Annotated in this window: 23 protein-coding genes and 1 pseudogene; 15 read left to right on the top strand and 9 right to left on the bottom strand. The window is 71.7% G+C overall.

Going from position 1 to position 17,210, the window contains the following annotated elements; genetic code table 11:
- Positions 1 to 20: 20 nt before the first annotated feature.
- Positions 21 to 332, bottom strand: a complete 312-nt coding sequence (locus tag ACIA5C_RS41040) for an ASCH domain-containing protein (RefSeq protein WP_396065216.1) — start codon at positions 330 to 332, stop codon at positions 21 to 23.
- Positions 333 to 421: 89 nt separating this feature from the next.
- Between ACIA5C_RS41040 and ACIA5C_RS41045 the strand changes: the two genes are divergently transcribed.
- The gene (locus ACIA5C_RS41045) at positions 422 to 1,381 is read left to right on the top strand and encodes a sulfotransferase family protein (RefSeq protein WP_396065218.1); all 960 of its coding nucleotides are present in this window, start codon (positions 422 to 424) and stop codon (positions 1,379 to 1,381) included.
- Positions 1,382 to 1,427: 46 nt separating this feature from the next.
- Positions 1,428 to 2,339, top strand: coding sequence for a hypothetical protein (locus tag ACIA5C_RS41050; RefSeq protein WP_396065220.1), 912 nt, complete (start codon positions 1,428 to 1,430; stop codon positions 2,337 to 2,339).
- Between the two features lie 200 nt (positions 2,340 to 2,539).
- Here the strand turns inward: ACIA5C_RS41050 and ACIA5C_RS41055 are convergent, their stop codons facing one another.
- Both ACIA5C_RS41055 and ACIA5C_RS41060 read right to left on the bottom strand, forming a co-directional pair.
- Complete coding sequence (locus tag ACIA5C_RS41055; RefSeq protein WP_396065222.1) at positions 2,540 to 3,745, bottom strand: alpha/beta hydrolase-fold protein; 1,206 nt, start codon at positions 3,743 to 3,745, stop codon at positions 2,540 to 2,542.
- 72 nt (positions 3,746 to 3,817) lie between these two features.
- A complete protein-coding gene (locus tag ACIA5C_RS41060) occupies positions 3,818 to 4,168 on the bottom strand; it encodes a hypothetical protein (protein WP_396065224.1) in 351 nt (116 codons plus the stop codon).
- An 85-nt stretch (positions 4,169 to 4,253) separates the two neighbouring features.
- Between ACIA5C_RS41060 and ACIA5C_RS41065 the strand changes: the two genes are divergently transcribed.
- The 5 genes and pseudogenes from ACIA5C_RS41065 to ACIA5C_RS41085 all read left to right on the top strand — a co-directional run bounded on the left by ACIA5C_RS41065 (position 4,254) and on the right by ACIA5C_RS41085 (position 5,941).
- On the top strand, positions 4,254 to 4,577 hold the full coding sequence (locus ACIA5C_RS41065; protein WP_396065226.1) for an ArsR/SmtB family transcription factor: 324 nt from the start codon (positions 4,254 to 4,256) through the stop codon (positions 4,575 to 4,577).
- Positions 4,574 to 5,056 (top strand): SRPBCC family protein, encoded by a 483-nt coding sequence (locus tag ACIA5C_RS41070; RefSeq protein ID WP_396065228.1) that lies wholly within the window; start codon positions 4,574 to 4,576, stop codon positions 5,054 to 5,056. The genes ACIA5C_RS41065 and ACIA5C_RS41070 overlap by 4 nt, the downstream gene beginning before the upstream one ends.
- Positions 5,056 to 5,361, top strand: a complete 306-nt coding sequence (locus ACIA5C_RS41075) for a hypothetical protein (RefSeq protein ID WP_396065230.1) — start codon at positions 5,056 to 5,058, stop codon at positions 5,359 to 5,361. Before ACIA5C_RS41070 ends, ACIA5C_RS41075 begins: the two co-directional genes overlap by 1 nt.
- A gap of 203 nt (positions 5,362 to 5,564) precedes the next feature.
- A pseudogene (locus tag ACIA5C_RS41080) lies at positions 5,565 to 5,627 on the top strand (alkylhydroperoxidase AhpD family core domain-containing protein); the annotation flags it as partial.
- Between the two features lie 140 nt (positions 5,628 to 5,767).
- Positions 5,768 to 5,941, top strand: coding sequence for a hypothetical protein (locus ACIA5C_RS41085; protein ID WP_396065232.1), 174 nt, complete (start codon positions 5,768 to 5,770; stop codon positions 5,939 to 5,941).
- 2 nt (positions 5,942 to 5,943) lie between these two features.
- Here ACIA5C_RS41085 and ACIA5C_RS41090 read toward each other — a convergent pair whose 3' ends face one another.
- Positions 5,944 to 6,927: a serine/threonine-protein kinase gene (locus ACIA5C_RS41090; protein WP_396065234.1), complete on the bottom strand. Its 984-nt coding sequence runs from the start codon at positions 6,925 to 6,927 to the stop codon at positions 5,944 to 5,946.
- An 80-nt stretch (positions 6,928 to 7,007) separates the two neighbouring features.
- Here ACIA5C_RS41090 and ACIA5C_RS41095 point away from each other — a divergent pair, with 80 nt between their 5' ends.
- Positions 7,008 to 7,274, top strand: a complete 267-nt coding sequence (locus tag ACIA5C_RS41095; RefSeq protein ID WP_396065236.1) for an arginase family protein — start codon at positions 7,008 to 7,010, stop codon at positions 7,272 to 7,274.
- 45 nt (positions 7,275 to 7,319) lie between these two features.
- Here ACIA5C_RS41095 and ACIA5C_RS41100 read toward each other — a convergent pair whose 3' ends face one another.
- A complete protein-coding gene (locus ACIA5C_RS41100; RefSeq protein WP_396065238.1) occupies positions 7,320 to 7,766 on the bottom strand; it encodes a response regulator transcription factor in 447 nt (148 codons plus the stop codon).
- A gap of 189 nt (positions 7,767 to 7,955) precedes the next feature.
- Between ACIA5C_RS41100 and ACIA5C_RS41105 the strand changes: the two genes are divergently transcribed.
- The gene (locus tag ACIA5C_RS41105; protein WP_396065270.1) at positions 7,956 to 8,327 is read left to right on the top strand and encodes a hypothetical protein; all 372 of its coding nucleotides are present in this window, start codon (positions 7,956 to 7,958) and stop codon (positions 8,325 to 8,327) included.
- Positions 8,224 to 8,646: a substrate-binding domain-containing protein gene (locus ACIA5C_RS41110; RefSeq protein WP_396065272.1), complete on the top strand. Its 423-nt coding sequence runs from the start codon at positions 8,224 to 8,226 to the stop codon at positions 8,644 to 8,646. Before ACIA5C_RS41105 ends, ACIA5C_RS41110 begins: the two co-directional genes overlap by 104 nt.
- Positions 8,647 to 8,705: 59 nt before the next feature.
- Here the strand turns inward: ACIA5C_RS41110 and ACIA5C_RS41115 are convergent, their stop codons facing one another.
- The gene (locus tag ACIA5C_RS41115; protein WP_396065240.1) at positions 8,706 to 9,215 is read right to left on the bottom strand and encodes a TetR/AcrR family transcriptional regulator; all 510 of its coding nucleotides are present in this window, start codon (positions 9,213 to 9,215) and stop codon (positions 8,706 to 8,708) included.
- Positions 9,216 to 9,237: 22 nt separating this feature from the next.
- Between ACIA5C_RS41115 and ACIA5C_RS41120 the strand changes: the two genes are divergently transcribed.
- On the top strand, positions 9,238 to 9,648 hold the full coding sequence (locus tag ACIA5C_RS41120) for a nuclear transport factor 2 family protein (RefSeq protein ID WP_396065242.1): 411 nt from the start codon (positions 9,238 to 9,240) through the stop codon (positions 9,646 to 9,648).
- A 29-nt stretch (positions 9,649 to 9,677) separates the two neighbouring features.
- Here ACIA5C_RS41120 and ACIA5C_RS41125 read toward each other — a convergent pair whose 3' ends face one another.
- Entirely contained in the window at positions 9,678 to 10,547 is an 870-nt protein-coding gene (locus ACIA5C_RS41125; protein ID WP_396065244.1) for a universal stress protein, read from the bottom strand.
- Positions 10,544 to 12,013, bottom strand: coding sequence for an amino acid permease (locus tag ACIA5C_RS41130; protein ID WP_396065246.1), 1,470 nt, complete (start codon positions 12,011 to 12,013; stop codon positions 10,544 to 10,546). The genes ACIA5C_RS41125 and ACIA5C_RS41130 overlap by 4 nt, the downstream gene beginning before the upstream one ends.
- Positions 12,014 to 12,201: 188 nt before the next feature.
- Between ACIA5C_RS41130 and ACIA5C_RS41135 the strand changes: the two genes are divergently transcribed.
- From ACIA5C_RS41135 to ACIA5C_RS41150, 4 genes are read left to right on the top strand one after another with little or no spacing between them, the layout of a single operon-like run.
- The gene (locus ACIA5C_RS41135; RefSeq protein WP_396065248.1) at positions 12,202 to 12,543 is read left to right on the top strand and encodes an STAS domain-containing protein; all 342 of its coding nucleotides are present in this window, start codon (positions 12,202 to 12,204) and stop codon (positions 12,541 to 12,543) included.
- Between the two features lie 46 nt (positions 12,544 to 12,589).
- Positions 12,590 to 13,621, top strand: coding sequence for an alpha/beta hydrolase (locus tag ACIA5C_RS41140; protein ID WP_396065250.1), 1,032 nt, complete (start codon positions 12,590 to 12,592; stop codon positions 13,619 to 13,621).
- Positions 13,622 to 13,633: 12 nt separating this feature from the next.
- Positions 13,634 to 14,866: a RimK family alpha-L-glutamate ligase gene (locus ACIA5C_RS41145; RefSeq protein WP_396065252.1), complete on the top strand. Its 1,233-nt coding sequence runs from the start codon at positions 13,634 to 13,636 to the stop codon at positions 14,864 to 14,866.
- A gap of 12 nt (positions 14,867 to 14,878) precedes the next feature.
- Positions 14,879 to 16,177: a cytochrome P450 gene (locus tag ACIA5C_RS41150; protein WP_396065254.1), complete on the top strand. Its 1,299-nt coding sequence runs from the start codon at positions 14,879 to 14,881 to the stop codon at positions 16,175 to 16,177.
- Here ACIA5C_RS41150 and eccCb read toward each other — a convergent pair.
- The coding region (gene eccCb / locus ACIA5C_RS41155; protein ID WP_396065256.1) for a type VII secretion protein EccCb at positions 16,122 to 17,210 on the bottom strand (1,089 nt) is incomplete at its 5' end. The genes ACIA5C_RS41150 and eccCb overlap by 56 nt on opposite strands.

Below are 17,210 nucleotides of genomic sequence, written 5' to 3' on the forward strand. Positions count from 1 at the left end.
GTCGGCGGGTGATGCCCACATCACGCTGCGAGTGAGAAGCGGACGATCACGATCTCGTCGGTGGGCTGGAGGGCCGGGTAATAGTCGCGGAGGCGGGGCAGCACGTCGGCCGCGCTCGCGAAGCCGTCCTCGCGGGCCTCCTCGTCGGTGACGCCGGCAACTGGCTTGGCCACGGTCGAGGTGATGCGGCCGGGGATGGCGACCTCGTCGTCGAACTCGAACACCAGCAGGGCCGGTCCGACCTCCACCGGGTCGCGGAACCGCATGGTCACCCGCTTGGTGCCGCCGCGGACGGCGGGAAGATGGGTGGGCCGGAACCTCAGTCGCTGCACGCACCGAGTCTGCCACCATCCGGCGAGTCGCGAAAAACTACTAAACCTGTAGGCTCGATTCCAATCCGAGCACGGCAGGGGGAAAACCCATGACGCTTCCCGACTTCCTGATCGCCGGCGTGCCCAAGGCCGGGACCACCGCCCTGCACGCGGCGCTGACCGCGCACCCCCGGCTGTTCCTGCCGGCGGTCAAGGAGCCCAAGTTCTTCCTCTCGGACGGGCGGCCGCCGGCCGGCGGCGGGCCCGGCGACGTGCAGACCTACCAGGAGCACGTGTGGCGGCGTACGGACTACGAGCGGCTGTTCGAGGCGGCGCCGGCCGGCACGAAAACCGGCGAGGCGACGCCGTTCTACCTGCACGACCTCGCGTCGCACGGGCGGATCAAGGCGCTGATCCCCGACGCGCGCCTGATCCTGCTGCTGCGCGACCCGGTCGACCGGGCGCACTCCAACTGGACCCACCTCTGGAACGCGGGGCTCGAACCGGAAGCCGACTTCCTCGCCGCCTGCCGTGCCGAGCCGGGACGCGTCGAAGCCGGCTGGGCGCAGTTCTGGCAGTACGTGGGGCTCGGGCAGTACGGCCGCCAGATCGAACACCTCTACCGGCACTTCCCGCGCGAGCAGGTCCTGCTGCTGCGCTACCGCGACCTCAAGGACGCGCCCGCCGCCACCCTCGACCGGGTCTGCGCCTTCCTCGGGGTCGAGACCGGGCTGCTCACATCGATCCCGAGGGAGAACGTCAACCGGCACGTCGTCGAGCACAACCAGGTCAACCAGGTGCTGCGGGCCCTGCTGCGGTCGGGCGGACGGTTCGGGCACCGGTTACCCGTACCGCTGCGGCTGGCGGCCCGCGGGCCGCTCCTGACGCTCCTGCACCGCAAGGAAGGGCCGCGCCCGGTCACCACGCCGGAGGAGCGCGAAGCGCTCCTGCCACAGTTCACCGACGACATCGACCGGCTGGAGCAGGTCACCGGCGAGAGGTACGACGATTGGCGGTCGGTCGACCGCCACCTGCCCGCCCCGGCGCGTCAATCCCCACTGACCCGGTAGACATCGGGGTAATCTTCCGCCCAGCCGTCGTCGAAGGGGAGCCGTTTTGACCACCGAGATCACCACCCTGCCGTTGCCCCGCTGGGACGACTCGACCGTGGTGGTCGAACCGCCGAGCGGTGAGCCCGGCGCCTGGTCGGGCGCGCCGAGCGCGGTCGCCGCCGACGGGTTCGTCTACCTGGCGTACCGCCTGCGGCTGCCGATCGGCGAGGGCCGCGGGATCTCGAACGTGGTGGCCCGCTCGGCCGACGGGCTGAACTTCACGCCGGTGGCCGAGGTGACCAAGGACCGGTTCGGGGCCGAGTCGCTGGAGCGGCCGGCGATCGTCCGCACGCCGGCCGGGAAGTGGCGGCTCTACGTCAGCGCGGCCACCCCCGGCACCAAGCACTGGCGGGTCGACCTGCTCGAGGCGGACACCCCGGAAGGGCTGGCCGGCGCCGAGCCGCGGACCGTGCTGGCCGGCGACGAGGCGGCCGGGGTGAAGGACCCGGTGCTGCACCACGACGCGTACGGCTGGCACCTCTGGGCGTCGGTGCACCCGCTCGAGCGGTGGGCCGACGCCGACCGGATGACCACCGAATATGCCACCAGCCCGGACGGCGTGCACTGGACGTGGCGGGGCACGGCGCTCACCCCGCGTCCCGGTACGTGGGACGCGCGCGGCGTCCGGGTGTCGTCGGTGCAGGTCGACGGCGACGAGATCACGGTCGCCTACGACGGGCGGGCGACGGCGGGGGAGAACTGGGAGGAGCGTACCGGGGTGGCCCGCGGCCGCCGCCGGTCCGACGGCAGCTTCGGCCCGCTGACCGCCGAGGAGCGCGAGCCGCTGGGCAGCCCGCACGCCCCGAACGGCCTGCGCTACCTGAGTGTCGTCACGATGCCGGACGGGTCGGGACGGATCTACTACGAGGCAACCCGGCAGGACGGCGCCCACGACCTGCGCAGCGAGCCGGCGTGACAGCAGGTAGCCGTCGATTGCGGAACGTGTCGATGGCTGAGAGCGTTGTCACGCCCGGCCGGGCCGGGCGGCCGGGCGGCGGCTTCGTGCTTTAACGTGACGTCTGACCGCGGTAAACGGCGGCAATGGGGTGGCGGGGCCGGTCTCACAAGGACGGGTCTCGCCACTTGTGTTTGCGTGAACGTCACCGACCGTAGCCACTACCGGCCGAGGACGGCCAGCAGCCCGTCGGCGAACGTCCGCCGCCAGTTGACGTAGTCGTGCGCACCCGAATATTCGGCGTAGCTCACCGCGTACCCGCGGGAAGCGAGAGTGTCGCGCATGGCGCGATTGACCTCGATCTGCGAAGGCGCCCCGCCCGGCCCGGTCATGTGCTCCCGGCGGCCGACGTCGAGATAGAAGCGCACGTCGCGGACCGGATCTTGCGCGACCTCGCGGATCAGCCGGCACGGCTCGCCCTCGGCCGGCGTCGGCCACCAGAAGCTCCCGGAATGTGAGATGGCGGCGCCGAAGAGCTTCGGTGCCTGCAGGGCGACGTACGCCGCGGCCAGCCCGCCCCGGCTCACCCCGGCGGCCAGATTGCCCTGTTCGGCGCCGACCCGGAACGTCCGCCGGGCCCACGGCAGCAGCTCGCCGGCGACGAACTCGGCGATCGGCGGCGTCGCGCTGAGCATCCGCTCCCGCTCCTCGGCGTGGCTGTTGACGAACAGCGCGGTGACCGGCGGGATGCGCCCGGCCGCGATCAGATTGTCGAGCGTGGTGTGGAAACGCAGCACGTGCCGCGCCTGGAAACCGTCGAACGCGACCAGCACCGGGAGGTCGTCGGGTGGTGTGCCGGCCGGCAGGTAGACGGTCAGCGGGCGCTCCCCGCCCAGCGCCGCGCTGGTCATGCTCGTGTGGACCAACTGGCCCGCGGTGACACCGGGCTGCAGGGTGGTCCAGCGCTCGGCCGGCGCGTCGGGGCACTGAAGCACCGAGAGCCACTGGTCGTGGTCGGCCGGGTCGTCGGGGTCGCCCGGGAAGCGGAACGGCAGCCGGTTGAACCGGTCGAGATGACTGGGGCCGTGCGGGCTCGGGCCGGCCGGGAGGGTGTCGGCGCCGTCGTGGAACAGGCAGTAGACCGTACGCAGGTCCGACGGCAGCACCTCCGACCCGTACCAGAGGTCGGTGCCCGGCACCCGGACGAGCGGGACGTCGAGGCCCCACCACGCTCGGGTCGTCTCCGCCTCGCCCCGCCACAGGAACGTGGCCAGCACCTCACCGTCGTCCCACGGCTCGATCAGGGGGCTGCCGCGCTCGGCCACCTCCCGCCACAACTCGTCGACCGCACCCGGGGAAGGGTCGTCGAGTAATCGGCCGATCCGGGGACTCCGGACCGCACGTGACTCGATGTGTTGGACGGACAAGGCAGTGCACCCCCACCGACGTCGGCCAGCGGAAGTGACCCTATCGTGACTACTACGGCATCGGTCAATGTCTCAGCGTGACCGTTGCCCGTTCGCTCCGGTCGCCCGCCCCAGGTAGGTGAGCGGCTCCGGGTTCCTCACCGGCAGCTCGGTGAAGCCGAGGCGGTCGTAGAAGGCGCGGGCCCGCACGTTGACCGTGAGCATGCCCAGCCAGACCCGTTCCGCGCCGGCCCGGTCCCGCCCGTCGTCGACCACGAACGCCATGTCGGGTTCGAGGACGGCGTAGGGAACGGCGAACAGGTCGCCCATCAGGTTGTCGTGCGAGTAGCGGCCGCGGGCGTCGTCACCGGCGTCGGCCGTGCGCACACAGATGTCGTAGAGGGCGTCACGATCGGCCGGGCGGTAGGGGCGAATCTCGGGCACGACCGCACGTTAACCGGTGGAATCGCTTCCACCGCAACCTCAGCCGTCCCTTGACCAACCGGAGTGTAAGTCGTAGCTTTCGTTCGTGGCGACTTTCAGAAGGCATGAGGGCTGGGAGGCCCTGGGCGATCCCAGCCGGTTCGCCATCGTGCAGCGCCTGGCCGAGCGGCCGCACGCGGTCGGAGAGCTGGCCGACGAGCTGCCGATCAGCCGGCAGGCGGTGTCGCAGCACCTGCGGGTTCTGAAGACCGCCGGGCTGGTGGCCGACAGGGCCGAGGGCACCCGCCGGGTCTATCGGCTCAACCCGGCCGGGGTGTCCGCCCTGAAGGACCAGCTGGACACGTTCTGGCGCCGGGCGCTGGAGGGCTATCAGGACGTCATCGAGGACAAGACCGAGGAGAGCTCATGACGCAGGCGGACACCACGGTGGTACGGCGGGCGATCGTCGTCAACGCGCCGATCGACCGAGCGTTCACCGTGTTCACCGACCGGTTCGGCGATTTCAAGCCGCCGGAACACAACCTGCTGCGCGTGCCGATCGCCGAGACCGTGTTCGAACCGAAGGTGGGCGGACACATCTACGACCGGGGCACCGACGGCAGCGAATGCCGGTGGGCGCGGATCCTGGCCTACGACCCGCCGCGGCGGGTGGTGTTCAGCTGGGACATCGGTCCGACCTGGCAGGTCGAGGCGGATCCCGAACGCACCAGCGAAGTCGAGGTCACGTTCGTGGCCGAGACACCGGACCGCACCCGGGTCGAGCTGGAGCATCGGCATCTCGACCGGCACGGCCCGGGCTGGGAGTCCGTCCGCGACGGCGTCGGGCACGACCAGGGCTGGCCGCTCTACTTCGACCGGTACGCCGCCCTGTTCGGCGGGCACAGCTGATGGGGCGCCTGCCGGACGGGTACCGCGCGCTGGTGGACGCCGTCCGGCAGGGGCGCGGGACGGCGACCGCGGAGCAGCGGATCCGGGCGTTCCGCAACACCGAGACCGATCCGGCCCTGCGGCCGCTGCTCGACAAGGTCGCCACCCGCCCGACCGGGATCACCGACGCCGACTTCGACCGGGCCCGCGCCGCCGGCCTGACCGATGATCAGCTGTTCGAGGTCGTCGTCGCCGCGGCCGTCGGCCGGTCCACCCGCATGTACGAGTCCGCGCTCGCCGCTCTCGACGAAGCGACGGCCGGCTGATGCGCCCCGAGGTCCTCAACCACGGCTACCGGCCGGCGACCAAGCTGTTCTTCGCCACCGTCCGGCTGTTCTCCGGGCGATCCCTGCCGGACGCCGCCAAGCTCGTCTTCTACCGGCCGGACTTCTACGGCCGCCCGGCCAAACGGTTCACCCACCGGGCGCTGCGCGGCCCGTCGGACTGGTCGGTCGGCGACCGCGAGCTCATGGCGGCGGTCGTGTCGCAGGCCAACGAGTCGGCCTTCTGCATCGGGGCGCACACCGCCACCGCGGAGCAGGCGTACCGGGACCCCGCGCGGGTCCGGGCGGTTCTCGCCGATCTCGGCACGGCCCCGATCGACGACGGCCTGCGGGCCACGCTGCGGTTGCTCGGCAAGCTGACCCGCGACGGCACGGTCAGCGCCGCGACATGCGGGGCGTCCTGGCCGCCGGCGTCTCCCGTCAGCAGATCGAGGACGCGCTCGCGGTGGCCGCCGCGTTCAACATCACGAACCGGCTCGCCGACGCGTTCGCGTTCGAGGTGCTCAGCCCGGAGGGGTTCGCCGCCGGCGCCAAGTTCCTGCTCAAGCGCGGCTACCAATAGGGCTATCCGGAGCGGTGCCGGCCCAGCCGGTCGGTGCGGCGCTCCGGGTCGCGGGCGGCCGGTATGGCGACCGAGGTCGGCGCATCGGCGGCGCGCTGGTCCCACGGCGGGGGCGCGGACGGGCGGGCGGTGCTCGCGGACAGGTCGTGCATCGGCACGTAGACGCGGGCGTCCACCGCCTCGGCCAGCAGCAGGGCGGCGACCAGGGCGGTCGGACGCTCGGCCGGGTCGCGGTTGAGGCAGCGGGAGCACAGGTCGAGGACCTCGGGCGGCAGGCCGTCGATGTCGGGCAGCGGGTCCGGGTCCTCGTAGCGCTGCTGCCGGATCAGGTCGGTCGGGCGGGCCGCCGACCAGGGCAGACGGCCGGACAGGCAGTGGTAGAGCAGAGTGCCGAGGGCGAACATGTCGGCCGCCGGGGTGGCCGGGTCGCCGTCGAAGCGTTCGGGGGCCACGTAGGCCGGGGTGCCCATGACCGGGCCGTCCGGGTCGGGGTCGGGCTCGCCGACCGACGCGGCGATGCCGAAGTCGAGGACCTTGGCGCCGCTCGGGGTGAGCATCACGTTCGCCGGTTTGATGTCCCGGTGGACCAGTTGCTCGGCGTGGGCCGCCGCCAGCGCGGCGGCCACCTCGGCACAGATGCGTACGCCGATGTGCCAGTCGAGGGGGCCGGCCGCCATGTGTTCGCCCAGGGTCTGGCCCTCGACCAGTTCCATGACGATGTACGGGACCTCGCCGCCGTCCGTCGTGGAGGTGCCGAAGTCGTGCACGCCGGCCACGTTGGGATGGGCCAGCCGGGCGGCGGAACGGGCCTCCGTGCGTACGTAGTCGACGCCGGACAGGCCGCCCGGCGGGACCGCCGTGGCAGGCCCCATGATCTTGACCGCGACCGGCCGGTCGAGGACTTCGTCGTGGCCGCGCCAGACCTCGGACATGCCGCCGACGCCGATCCGCCGCACGAGCTGATAGCGCCCGCCCAGCGTTCGCATAGACCCGACCTCCCCAACTTTTTCCGTTGCAGGACCGTACCCGGGGGAAACATCGGCAAACCAGGTTCACCTGTACGGCGGTGCGGTGCCGCGAGCCGGGCGGGCGGACCGCGCGGCAGCTGCTCGACAGCGTTTCCCGCATCTGCCACGAGCTTCCGGTGGTCGGGATGGACATCGTCGAGGTGTCGCCGCCGTTCGACCACGCCGGGATCACCGCGATGCTGGGCAACCGGGTGGTGCTCGAGGCGCTGGCGGGGATGGCCCGGCGGCGGGCCGACGGGGACGGGCCGCGGTGGAACCGGTCGACGCCGCTGCTGGCGGGCCGGGGCTCGGCCGACCAGACGTGACCGCTTACGCGCCGCCCGCCTCGCCTCGTTCACGGCGCGTGTCCGTCACGCGGCCAGCGCTTCACCGCGATAGAGCAGCGACCGTACGCGGGCGAGCAGTTCCGGAGGACTGAACGGCTTCACCAGATAGTCGTCGGCGCCGACCGTACGCCCGAGGTCGATGTCGACCTGGCGGTCGCGCCCGCTGAGCATGAGCACCGGGATCTGCGCGGTCAGCGCCGACGAGTGCAGCTCGTAGCAGACGCTGAGCCCGTCCAGCACCGGCATGGCGACGTCGAGGATCACCATGTCGGGGTGCACGGTGTGTACCAGGTCGAGGGCGGTGCTGCCGTCGCCCGCGGTGATCGCGCGGAAGCCGGCGCCCTCCAGCTTCCCGGCGATCAGGTCGCGGATGCTCTCGTCGTCCTCGGCGACCACGATGGTCGGCTCGGTGAGGCCGGCCGTCCAGTCGGCGACGGCGGCGTACGGCAGGGTGTGCAGCGCTGCGGCCACGAGGTTCTCCAGACGTCAAGGGTGGACGCAGCTGAGCATCGGCCGCCGCGGCGCCGGTCCGAGGGCATCCCGCGTTGCAGCCCGGGTGCGAAACTGGGCGGCGTGAGTTCGCAGCAGCGCCCGGACCCGCCCGGCGCGACCCCGGCGCGGCCCGGTCTGGCCGATGTCGCGCGGCGGGCCGGGGTTTCGGTGGCGACCGCCTCCCGGGCGCTGTCGGGCGCCGGGCCGGTCTCCGAGCGCGCACGGCGCGACGTGCTGGCCGCGGCCGGAGCGCTGGGCTACCGGCCGCACCCGGTAGCGCGGAGCCTGGCCGGGCGCGGGAGGACCCGGATCGTGCTGGCGTTCCGCGACGCGCGGGCGTCGATCCTCGAGGCTGGTCCGCGCCGACGTCGACAGCGCGGCCGGTGTCGGCGCTCTGGCCGGCCACCTCTACGAGACCGGGCGGCGCCGGATCGCCCTGGTCCGCGGGCCTCGTTGGCTGGCGTCGTCGCGGGCGCCGCTCGACGCGTACGTCTCGGTGGTGCGGGCCGCAGGCCTGCCGGTCCGCATCGTGCCCGGTGACTTCACCGCCCGCCGGGGCCGCGTGGCGGCCTCCGAGATTCTGCGGCGCCGGCCCGACACCGACGCGATCGTCGCGGTGACCGACGCGACCGCGCTGGGGGTGCTGCAGTTCCTGGCCGCCCGCGGGGTGCGGGTGCCGGCCGACATCGCACTGACCGGGTTCGACGACATCCCGCTGGCCGCCGCCGTGCACCCCGCCCTGTCGACGGCGACGCACCCGGTGGAGCGGATCGCCGCGGCGGCCGCCCGGGCCGCGCTGTCCGGCCGCGCCGACGACAAGGTCTTCGCCAGCCGGCCGGTGCTGCGCGACTCGACCTAGACCGGGTGGGTACCGCGCGAGTTGGCTCAGGGCCTGGGTTTCGCCTCACGCTTGCTTGATCAAGGGGCGAGGCCGTCGGAGACGATCGTCAGCACGCGGTCGCGCACGCCGGCGTCGCCGCCGGTGCGGGAGGTGGCGACCAGCAACGCGTACACCTCGGGCAGCGCCACGTCGCGGCGCACCGTGCCCGCCTCCTGGGCCTCCGCGAGCAGGGCGCCGACCGCCTGCCGCAACCGGCGCGAGGCCTCGGCGGCGGGTCCGTCGAGGCCGCCGCCGGCCTCCTCGAAAGCGTCCCCGATGGCGATCTTCGTCGGCGCGTCGGCGACCAGGAAGCGGAAGAAGTCGTAGAACCCGGCGCCTTCGGCCCGGGCGCAGAGACGGTCGAAACGCCGGATCAGGACGGCCTCGAGCAGGGCCGCCTTGGTCGGGAAGTGACGGAAGACGGTGGCGATGCCGACGCCGGCCCGGCGTGCCACCTCCTCGGTCGACGCGGCCGGGCCGCCGCGGCCGAACACGTCCTCGGCGACCGACAGGATGCGGTCGCGGTTGGCCTGGCCGTCCGATCTCATAAACGAAGTCTAGACTTCGGATATGGCTGAGACCGCAAGTCCCCGTGAGGTGTTCCTGACCCTCGTCGAAGGCGTCTGCGCCGGGCGGTGGGAGCAGTTGCCGCGGCTCTACGCGGAACGGACCCACGTCACGCACCCGTTCGATCCGGACCGGCCGCCCGCCCTGCGCAGCCGGGACGAGCTGCGGAAGCACTTCGCACCGACCGGCGACGGCCCGCGGCTGGAACGGCGGCCGGCCGGCATCACGATCCACGAGACGGCCGACCCCGAGGTGATCGTCGCCGAGTTCGAATATCGGGGGACCGACCTGGGCACCGGGGAGGCGTTCGTGCAGCCGGCCATCTTCGTGCTGCGGGTCCGCGACGGGGAGATCGTCGAGTCGCGCGACTACTTTGCGTCGCCGCCCCGGCGCCCGGTCCCGGACGAGCACTAGGGTGACCTGGGATTTCCTGACCGTAACCGTCAGCCGCTGCGGGGCACGACGATCAGCGGGCGGCGGGCCCGGCGGGACAGCCGGGCCGAGACGCCGCCCAGGACGACGCGGCGGGCCGGGCCGTAGCCGCGGGAGCCGCAGAACAGCACGTCGACGTCGTCGAGGTCGGCCAGCGTGTCGACCGGGTCGCCGGGGCGGATCTCCCACTCGGCGGTCACGTCCGGCACGTCGGCGGCCGCGCGGGACAGCGACCGCTCGTACGTCTCCCGGGCGGTGTCCAGGAACGCCCGCTCGGTGTCGTCGCCGAGCAGGAACGGCAGGGCGGCGTCGCCGGCCGCCACGACCGTGGTCAGCCGCAGGTGGGCGCCGCTGTGCCGGGCCAGTTCGGCGGCGGCGGTCAGGGCCGCCCGGCCGTCCGGGGTGTCGACGTAGGCGACGCCGATCCGGTCCAGGGCCCCGAGCGGTGCCTTCAGACCGGTCGGGGCCACGGCGATCGGGCAGATGCTGCCGGCCATCAGCCGCTCGGCGGTGCTGCCGGCGAAGAGGCGCTCGCGGGGCGCGTTGCGGCCCGAGCCGACCACGATGTAGGCCGCCGAGAGCTGCTCGGCCAGGTCGGAGAGGCCGTGCGCGGCCGAGCTGGAGGCGATCGTCCGGTAGTCGATCGCGCAGGCGACCCCGACCAGCGAGGCGCGCGTCTCGTCGAGGACCCGGGTCGCGGCCCGGTGCCGGTCGGCGACCCACTCGGCGTCGACCCGGCCCGAGCCGAGCGCGGCCGGTGCCGCGTGCACCGCGGTCACGGTCAGCGAGGTGCCGAGGGCGGTCGCCAGCCAGCAGCCGAGCACCACGGCGTCGGGGCCGGTCGGCCCCCCGTCGACGCCGACGATGACCGGCCCGGTCACGACGGTTCCTCGTCGTGGCCGCCCGGCGAGGCCCACCCGGGGGTTCCGGTCGGCGACGTGCGCAGCTTGGAGTGCCGGTAGCCGTAGGCGGCGTAGATCAGCAGCCCGACCGCGAGCCAGACCACGAACCGCACCCAGGTCTCCCAGGGCAGGTCGGACATCAGGTAGACCGCGAACGCCACCCCGATGATCGGCAGTACCGGTGACCACGGCACGCGATAGGGCCGGGGCATCTCCGGCCGGGTCCGCCGGAGCACGATCACACCGATGTTGACCAGCACGAACGCGAACAGCGTGCCGATGTTGACCAGCTCGACAATGGTGCCGAGCGGGACCAGGGCGGCCAGGATCGCGATCAGCACGCCCAGGCCGAGGGTGAGGCGGGCGGGGGTGCCGTACCGGGGGTTGACCTTGGCCATCTGCCGGGGCAGCAGGCCATCCCGGCACATGGCGAAGAAGATGCGGGTCTGGCCGTAGAAGATGACCAGGACGACGCTGGTGATGGCGACGACCGCGCCCAGGGCGAGGATGCCGGCCGCCCAGCTGACGCCGGCGCCCTTGTCGAGGGCGGTGGCCAGCGGCGCGTTGCTGTTCTGCATCTGGGCGGGCGTGGCGATGCCGAGCGCGCCGACCGCGGTCAGCACGTAGAAGACCGTGCAGATCACCAGCGAGCCGATGATCGCCCAGGGGAGGTCCTTGGCCGGGTTGCGCGCTTCCTCGCTGCCCGTCGACACCGCGTCGAACCCGATGTAGGCGAAGAAGATGACCGCGGCCGCCGATGTCACCCCGTGGAAGCCGGCCGGCGCGAACGGGGTCATGTGCGCGGTCGTGAAGTGGGCGAACGCTATGACCAGGAAGAAGACCAGGACGATCAGCTTGATCCCGACCATGATCAGGTTGACCCGCGCGCTCTCGGTGACGCCTCGCACCAGCAGCAACGCGATCGCCAGCACGACGATGACGGCGGGCAGGTTGAAGACGCCGCCCTCCGACGGTGACTTGGCGATGGCGTCCGGCAGCTTGAAGTTGAACGCCGCGTCGAGGAAGGCGTTGACGTTGCCGCCCCAGCCGACCGCGATGCCGGCGACCGAGACGCCGTACTCCAGGATCAGGTCCCATCCGATGATCCACGCGACCAGCTCGCCCAGCGTGGCGTAGCTGTAGGTGTAGGCGCTCCCGGAGACCGGGATCGACGAGGCGAGTTCGGCGTAGGACAGCGCCGAGAACGCACACGCCACCGCGGCGAGCACGAACGAGAGGATGACGCCCGGGCCGGCGATGCCGGACCCCTTGCCGATCACCACGAAGATGCCGGTGCCGATGATGGCGCCGACCCCCATCGCGGTGAGCTGGGTGACGCCGACCGCCTTCTTGAGGCCCTGCCCCTCCTCGGCGGTCTCGGTGATCAGGGATCGGACGTCCCGGATCGCGAAGACCCCGGGTCGTCCGGACGATGTCGTGGCCATGTACGAGTCCGCCTCTCGCGTCAACATCGGCGACAGCTGATATCACCATGGGCACCTGAGGTGGTGGGCGCAACTCGAACCGAGTTTTTCGGTACCGGCTTTTTCCCGTACGGAATGTGCGGCGAGGCCCGCGGTAGTCGTTGTATTTTGAGTCGGGGAGGGGGTGGCCGCTGATGGGCGAGGCCGTCATGACGACTCGACGCCAGGCCGACGGGGCGATCGTCCTCGACGTCCGCGGGACCCTGGACGCCGCCACCGTGGACGCGCTGCGCAACTCGCTGCTGACCACGCTGCACGCCGAGCACCCGGTCACCATGATCGTCGACCTCACGTACGTCACGTTCATGGATTCGATGGGCGTCGGCGCGCTGGTCACCGGCTACAACGCGGCCCGCGAGACCGGCACCCGGTTCATCCTGCGCAACCCGAGCGAGTTCGTGCACCGCCAGCTCCGGGTGACCGGCCTGGCCGACATGTTCGGGCTGCCGGCGAGCCCGTCGCCGTCCTCGCCGCAGAGTTACACCCCCTGATCTCTCTTCCCGCGCGCGGCCGCCCGTTCACGGCTAACCTCTGGTCATGGAGGCGACGGCCGGGGCGTGCGACACGGGCACGGCGGTCCGCTTCCGCTTCCCGGATCCCCATCGGAGTCTCGCCGCGGTGCGGCTCGATTGCCGATACCTCGGGTCACCCCTTTTTTCGTACGCGGTGAGCACCGGTTCCTGGGAGCTGCCACTCGAGTGGCCGCCCGCCGATCGGATCGAGTACAAGTTCGAGCTGACTCACCGCGACGGCCGCACCGAGTGGGTCCTCGACCCGGAGGAGCCGCGGCGCGCACCCGGCGGTTTCGGCGACGTCTCGGTGCGCTGGGCCCCGGGTTACCGCGAGCCGGCGTGGCTCGGCGAGCCGGCCGTCGCCGGGCAGTGGGCCGACCTGCGGCTGCCGGCGCTCGGTGGCGAGATCACCGCGTCGATCTGGTCGCCGGAGGGTGCCGGCGACCGCCTGGTGGTCGCCCACGACGGCCCCGACTACCACCGGTTCGCCGAGCTGGGCCGGTTCCTCGCCACGTCGATCGCGGCCGGCCGGGTCGCGCCCTGCCATCTGGTTCTGCTGCCCAGTAATGACCGGCTCGAGTGGTACAGCGCCTCCCCGGCGTACGCCAAAAGCCTGGCGCAGGAGATCCTGCCGCGGGTGACCGCTCATCTCGGGGCGGCAAGGCCCGCGGTCGTCGGCGTCGGCGCCAGCCTGGGCGCCCTCGCGATGCTGCATGCGCAGCGTCGCCATCCGGCGGGTTTCGCCGGGCTCTTTCTGCAGTCGGGCAGCTATTTCCAGCCCCGGCTCGACTCGCAGGAATCCGGTTTCCCGCGCTGGCTGCGCATTGTTCGATTCGTCGGGCGAGTGCGCCGGGCCGGCGACGGCCCGGCCGTGCCGGCCACCCTGACCTGCGGATCGGTCGAGGAGAACCTCGCCAACAACCGGGCCATGGCGCATTACCTGCGCGCGCAGGGATACGCCGGGGGCCTCGCCGAAAATCGCGACGCGCACACCTGGACCGGGTGGCGCGACGCCCTCGATCCTCATCTGACTTCTTTGCTGCAGCGTGTCTTTTAAGGGGAGGACTCCGTGGCGGACGTCGAGCACACGATCGGATTGTTGCTGGGCACCGAGGACGACTGGCCGCGGGCCTACGAGGCGCTGCTGCGGCGGGTCGGAGTGATCGGCGCGCCGGACGGCCGGAGCCACCGGGTGCGGTCGGAACGGGTCACCATCGAGCCGTTCAACCTGCGCGACAAACCGAAGCACGAGCTGGTCATCGACCGGCTGGCCTACTGGTACTACCACCCGCGCGAATGGCTCAAGAAGATCGCGCTGATGGACGACGTGTACCTGCTCAACAGCCCGTTCACGTTCCAGTCGATGGAGAAGCACGCGGCCTACTGCGCGATGATCCGGCTCGGCCTCAAGGTGCCCGAGACCGTGCTGGTGCCGTACAAGAACCCGCTCGACAACAGCCGCTACGCCTACACGGCGGCCCGCTACAACCAGGCGTTCGACCTCGACAAGACGGCGGCCCAGGTCGGCTATCCGATGTTCATGAAGCCCTACGACGGTGGTGCGTGGGTCGGCGTCTCCAAGATCCGGAATGCCGAGGAGTTGCACGCCGCCTACGACGCGTCGGGGGAGCGGCTCATGCATCTGCAGGCGTCGGTCGAGGGCTACGACGTGTTCGCCCGGTCGCTGACCATCGGACCCGAGACCATGGTCATGAAGTTCCGGCCCGAGCAGCCCATGCACGCCCGTTACGAGGTCGACCACGGCTTCCTCGGCGCCGAGCAGGGCAACGAGGTGGTCACCATCTCGCGGCTGGTCAACGCGTTCTTCCGCTGGGAGTTCAACTCCTGCGAGTCGCTGGTGCGTGGCACCGATGTCTATCCCATCGACTATGCGAACGCGTGCCCGGACGTGGCGATCACGTCGTTGCACTACTACTTCCCGTGGGCGATGGCCGCGCTGGTGCGCTGGACCGTCTTCTGCGTCGTGACCGGCCGCCGCCCGCGTCTTGATCTTGATACGGCGGCGTATTTCCGAATCGCCGACTCCGAAATGTCCTATTCGGAGAAATTGGGGGCCTACCGGCAGCTCGCGGACGAGTACTTTGAGGTCGACAAGTACGAAGAGTTCTGTTCGCGGTACCTCGCCGACGTCGACGAGATCGTCCACGACTGGGTGTCGTCGGCCGAGTTCCAGTCGCTGCTGCGCGAGACCGTCCGTGCGACGTACCCGGTCCACGAGCACGAGAAGTTCCTCGGGCACTTCGGCGGGCTGATCGACGCCTGGATCCGCGACCACTCGTGACGGGGGTGCCCCTTGGCCGGTGCGCTGCAATTCGCGACCTCGCTCTACCTGCGCCGGTTCACGGACGCCTATAACCGCACGGTCTGGCGCGACCCGATGGCCCAGCTGCGGGGCCGGGCCGGGCGCGACGACCCGTACCCGATCTACGAGCGGGTGCGCTCGATCGGCTCGGTGGTGCCGACCCGGCTGGGCTCCTTCATCTCGCCGTCCCACCCGGTCTGCAACTTCGTGCTGCGGGACCGGCGTTTCGGGGTCCGCAGCGGCGAACGGGTGCAGACGTCCGACGAGTTCGACATGTCGTTCCTCGACATGGACCCGCCCGACCACACCCGGCTGCGGCGCCTGGCCCAGCCGTTCTTCAGCCCCAAGCTGATGGCGGGCTACCGGCCGCGGGTCGTCGCGCAGGTCGATTCCCTGCTCGATGCGGCTGCGGCAAAGGGATCCTTCGACCTGGTGTCGTCGTTCGCGGCGCCGCTGCCGATCGCCGTGATCACCGACCTGCTCGGGGTGCCGGACGCCGACGCGGCCCAGTTCTCCTCGGTCGGAACGGTCATCGGTAGTGCCCTCAGCGGCATCCGCTCGCTGTCCCACGCGGCCCGGCTGCGAGCGGCGAACGAGACGCTGACGGAACTTTTCGGCGACCTGTTCGAGTTGCGCCGGGTTTCTCCGGCCGACGATGTGATCAGCCACCTCGTCGCGGCGCCCTCCGCCCAGATCCAGCCCTCCGAGCTGCGGCCGATGTGCACGCTGCTGCTCGTGGCCGGCTTCGAGACGACGGTCAACCTGATCGGCAACGCGGTCAACGCCCTGCTGGCCCACCCGGCCCAGTGGCGCGACCTGTGCGACGACCCGGCGGCCCTGGCCGGACCGGCGATCGAGGAGACGCTGCGATGGGATCCGCCGGTGCAGCGTACGGCCCGGTGCGCCCTCGAAGACCTCGACGTCGACGGCGTCCCGGTCAAGCGCGGTCAGTACGTCATCACCATGCTGGCCGCCGCCAACCGCGACCCGGCGGTCTTCTCCCGCGCCGGCACGTTCGACATCCACCGCACCCTTCAGGCCGACCACCTGGCATTCTCCAGCGGCATCCACTACTGCGTGGGCGCACCGCTGGCCCGCATGGAGGCCACGATCGGCCTGCAGCGCCTGGCCGAACGCATGCCCGGCCTGGCCCGGGCCGGCACCCTGCGCCGCCGCACCTCGGGCATCGTCCGCGGCCCGATCCATTTCCCGGTGCGTGCGGACGGTCCGGCCGCTACCGCGGCGGCAGGTAGGCGAGTTGCACCAGGCGGACGCCCTCTCGCCGGGTGACCAGCCGTCCGCGGCCGGGCGGCATCGGCGCCGGCCGGACGTTGCCGATCAGCGCGCCCTCGTCGGGGGACCCCGACATCACCAGGCCGGGCGCGGAGAGCTCGCGCAGCCGCTGGATCACCGGGTCGAACAGGGCCCGGCCGGCGCCGCCCGAGCGCCGGGTCAGCACCAGGTGCAGGCCGACGTCGCGGGCCTGCGGCAGATATTCGAGCAGCGGGGTGAGCGGGTTGGTCGGGCCGGCCACGACCAGGTCGTAGTCGTCGACCAGGACGAACAGTTCGGGTCCGGTCCACCAGGAACGGTCGCGCAGCTGCTGGGCGGTCACGTCCGGGCCGGGCAGGCGGCGTTCCATGTAGCCGGCCACCGACTGCATCAGCTCGAGCGTTTTCTGGGCCTGCATGCCGTACCCGATGCGGTGCTCGGACTCCGGTATGTCGATCAGGCTGCGCCGGTAGTCGACCAGGACGATCCGGGCCTCCTCGGGCTGGAACTGAGCCATGATCGATGCGGCGAGTGCCCGCAGGAACGACGACTTTCCGCTCTCCATGTCGCCGAACAGCAGGAAGTGCGAGCCCGACCCGAAGTTGATCTCGACCTGCTTCAGGTCGGCCTCGGCGAGGCCGATCGGAAGGCGCAGCCCGGTTCCCGGGCGCAGGTCCGAGTGCGGCACCGTGGCCGGCAGCATCCGCACCCGCGGGGCGGGCGGGCCGGCCCAGTTCGCGGCGATGGCCTTCACCAGCGCGTTCGTATCGTCCAGCGTGCTCAGTTCGGGCCGCACGGTCAGCACGTGCAGGCCCTTGTTCTTGTCCGCGGGGTGCTCGATGATGCCGCGGCCCGGCTTGTCGGGCACGGTCATCGCGGCCCGCCGGTTGATCAGCGAGTCGGTCGGGTCGCCGAGCCGCAGCTCGAGCCGGGAGCCGAAGAGGTCGCGGATCGCCGGGCGGAAGTCCATCCAGCGCGAGGTCGAGGCGACCACGTGAATGCCGTACGACAGGCCGCGGGTGGCGATGTCGGTGATGACCGGCTCGAGTTC

The sequence above is a fragment of the Actinoplanes sp. NPDC051343 genome, from assembly GCF_044455125.1.
Lineage (GTDB): Bacteria > Actinomycetota > Actinomycetes > Mycobacteriales > Micromonosporaceae > Actinoplanes.

Coding starts and splice junctions, on each gene's coding strand:
- ACIA5C_RS41045 (WP_396065218.1), top strand. CDS start 422: ATGACGCTTCCCGACTTCCTGATCGCCGGCGTGCCCAAGGCCGGGACC.
- ACIA5C_RS41070 (WP_396065228.1), top strand. CDS start 4,574: ATGACGCAGGCGGACACCACGGTGGTACGGCGGGCGATCGTCGTCAAC.
- ACIA5C_RS41075 (WP_396065230.1), top strand. CDS start 5,056: ATGGGGCGCCTGCCGGACGGGTACCGCGCGCTGGTGGACGCCGTCCGG.
- ACIA5C_RS41085 (WP_396065232.1), top strand. CDS start 5,768: ATGCGGGGCGTCCTGGCCGCCGGCGTCTCCCGTCAGCAGATCGAGGAC.
- ACIA5C_RS41090 (WP_396065234.1), bottom strand. CDS start 6,927: ATGCGAACGCTGGGCGGGCGCTATCAGCTCGTGCGGCGGATCGGCGTC.
- ACIA5C_RS41115 (WP_396065240.1), bottom strand. CDS start 9,215: ATGAGATCGGACGGCCAGGCCAACCGCGACCGCATCCTGTCGGTCGCC.
- ACIA5C_RS41120 (WP_396065242.1), top strand. CDS start 9,238: ATGGCTGAGACCGCAAGTCCCCGTGAGGTGTTCCTGACCCTCGTCGAA.
- ACIA5C_RS41130 (WP_396065246.1), bottom strand. CDS start 12,013: ATGGCCACGACATCGTCCGGACGACCCGGGGTCTTCGCGATCCGGGAC.
- ACIA5C_RS41135 (WP_396065248.1), top strand. CDS start 12,202: ATGACGACTCGACGCCAGGCCGACGGGGCGATCGTCCTCGACGTCCGC.
- ACIA5C_RS41140 (WP_396065250.1), top strand. CDS start 12,590: ATGGAGGCGACGGCCGGGGCGTGCGACACGGGCACGGCGGTCCGCTTC.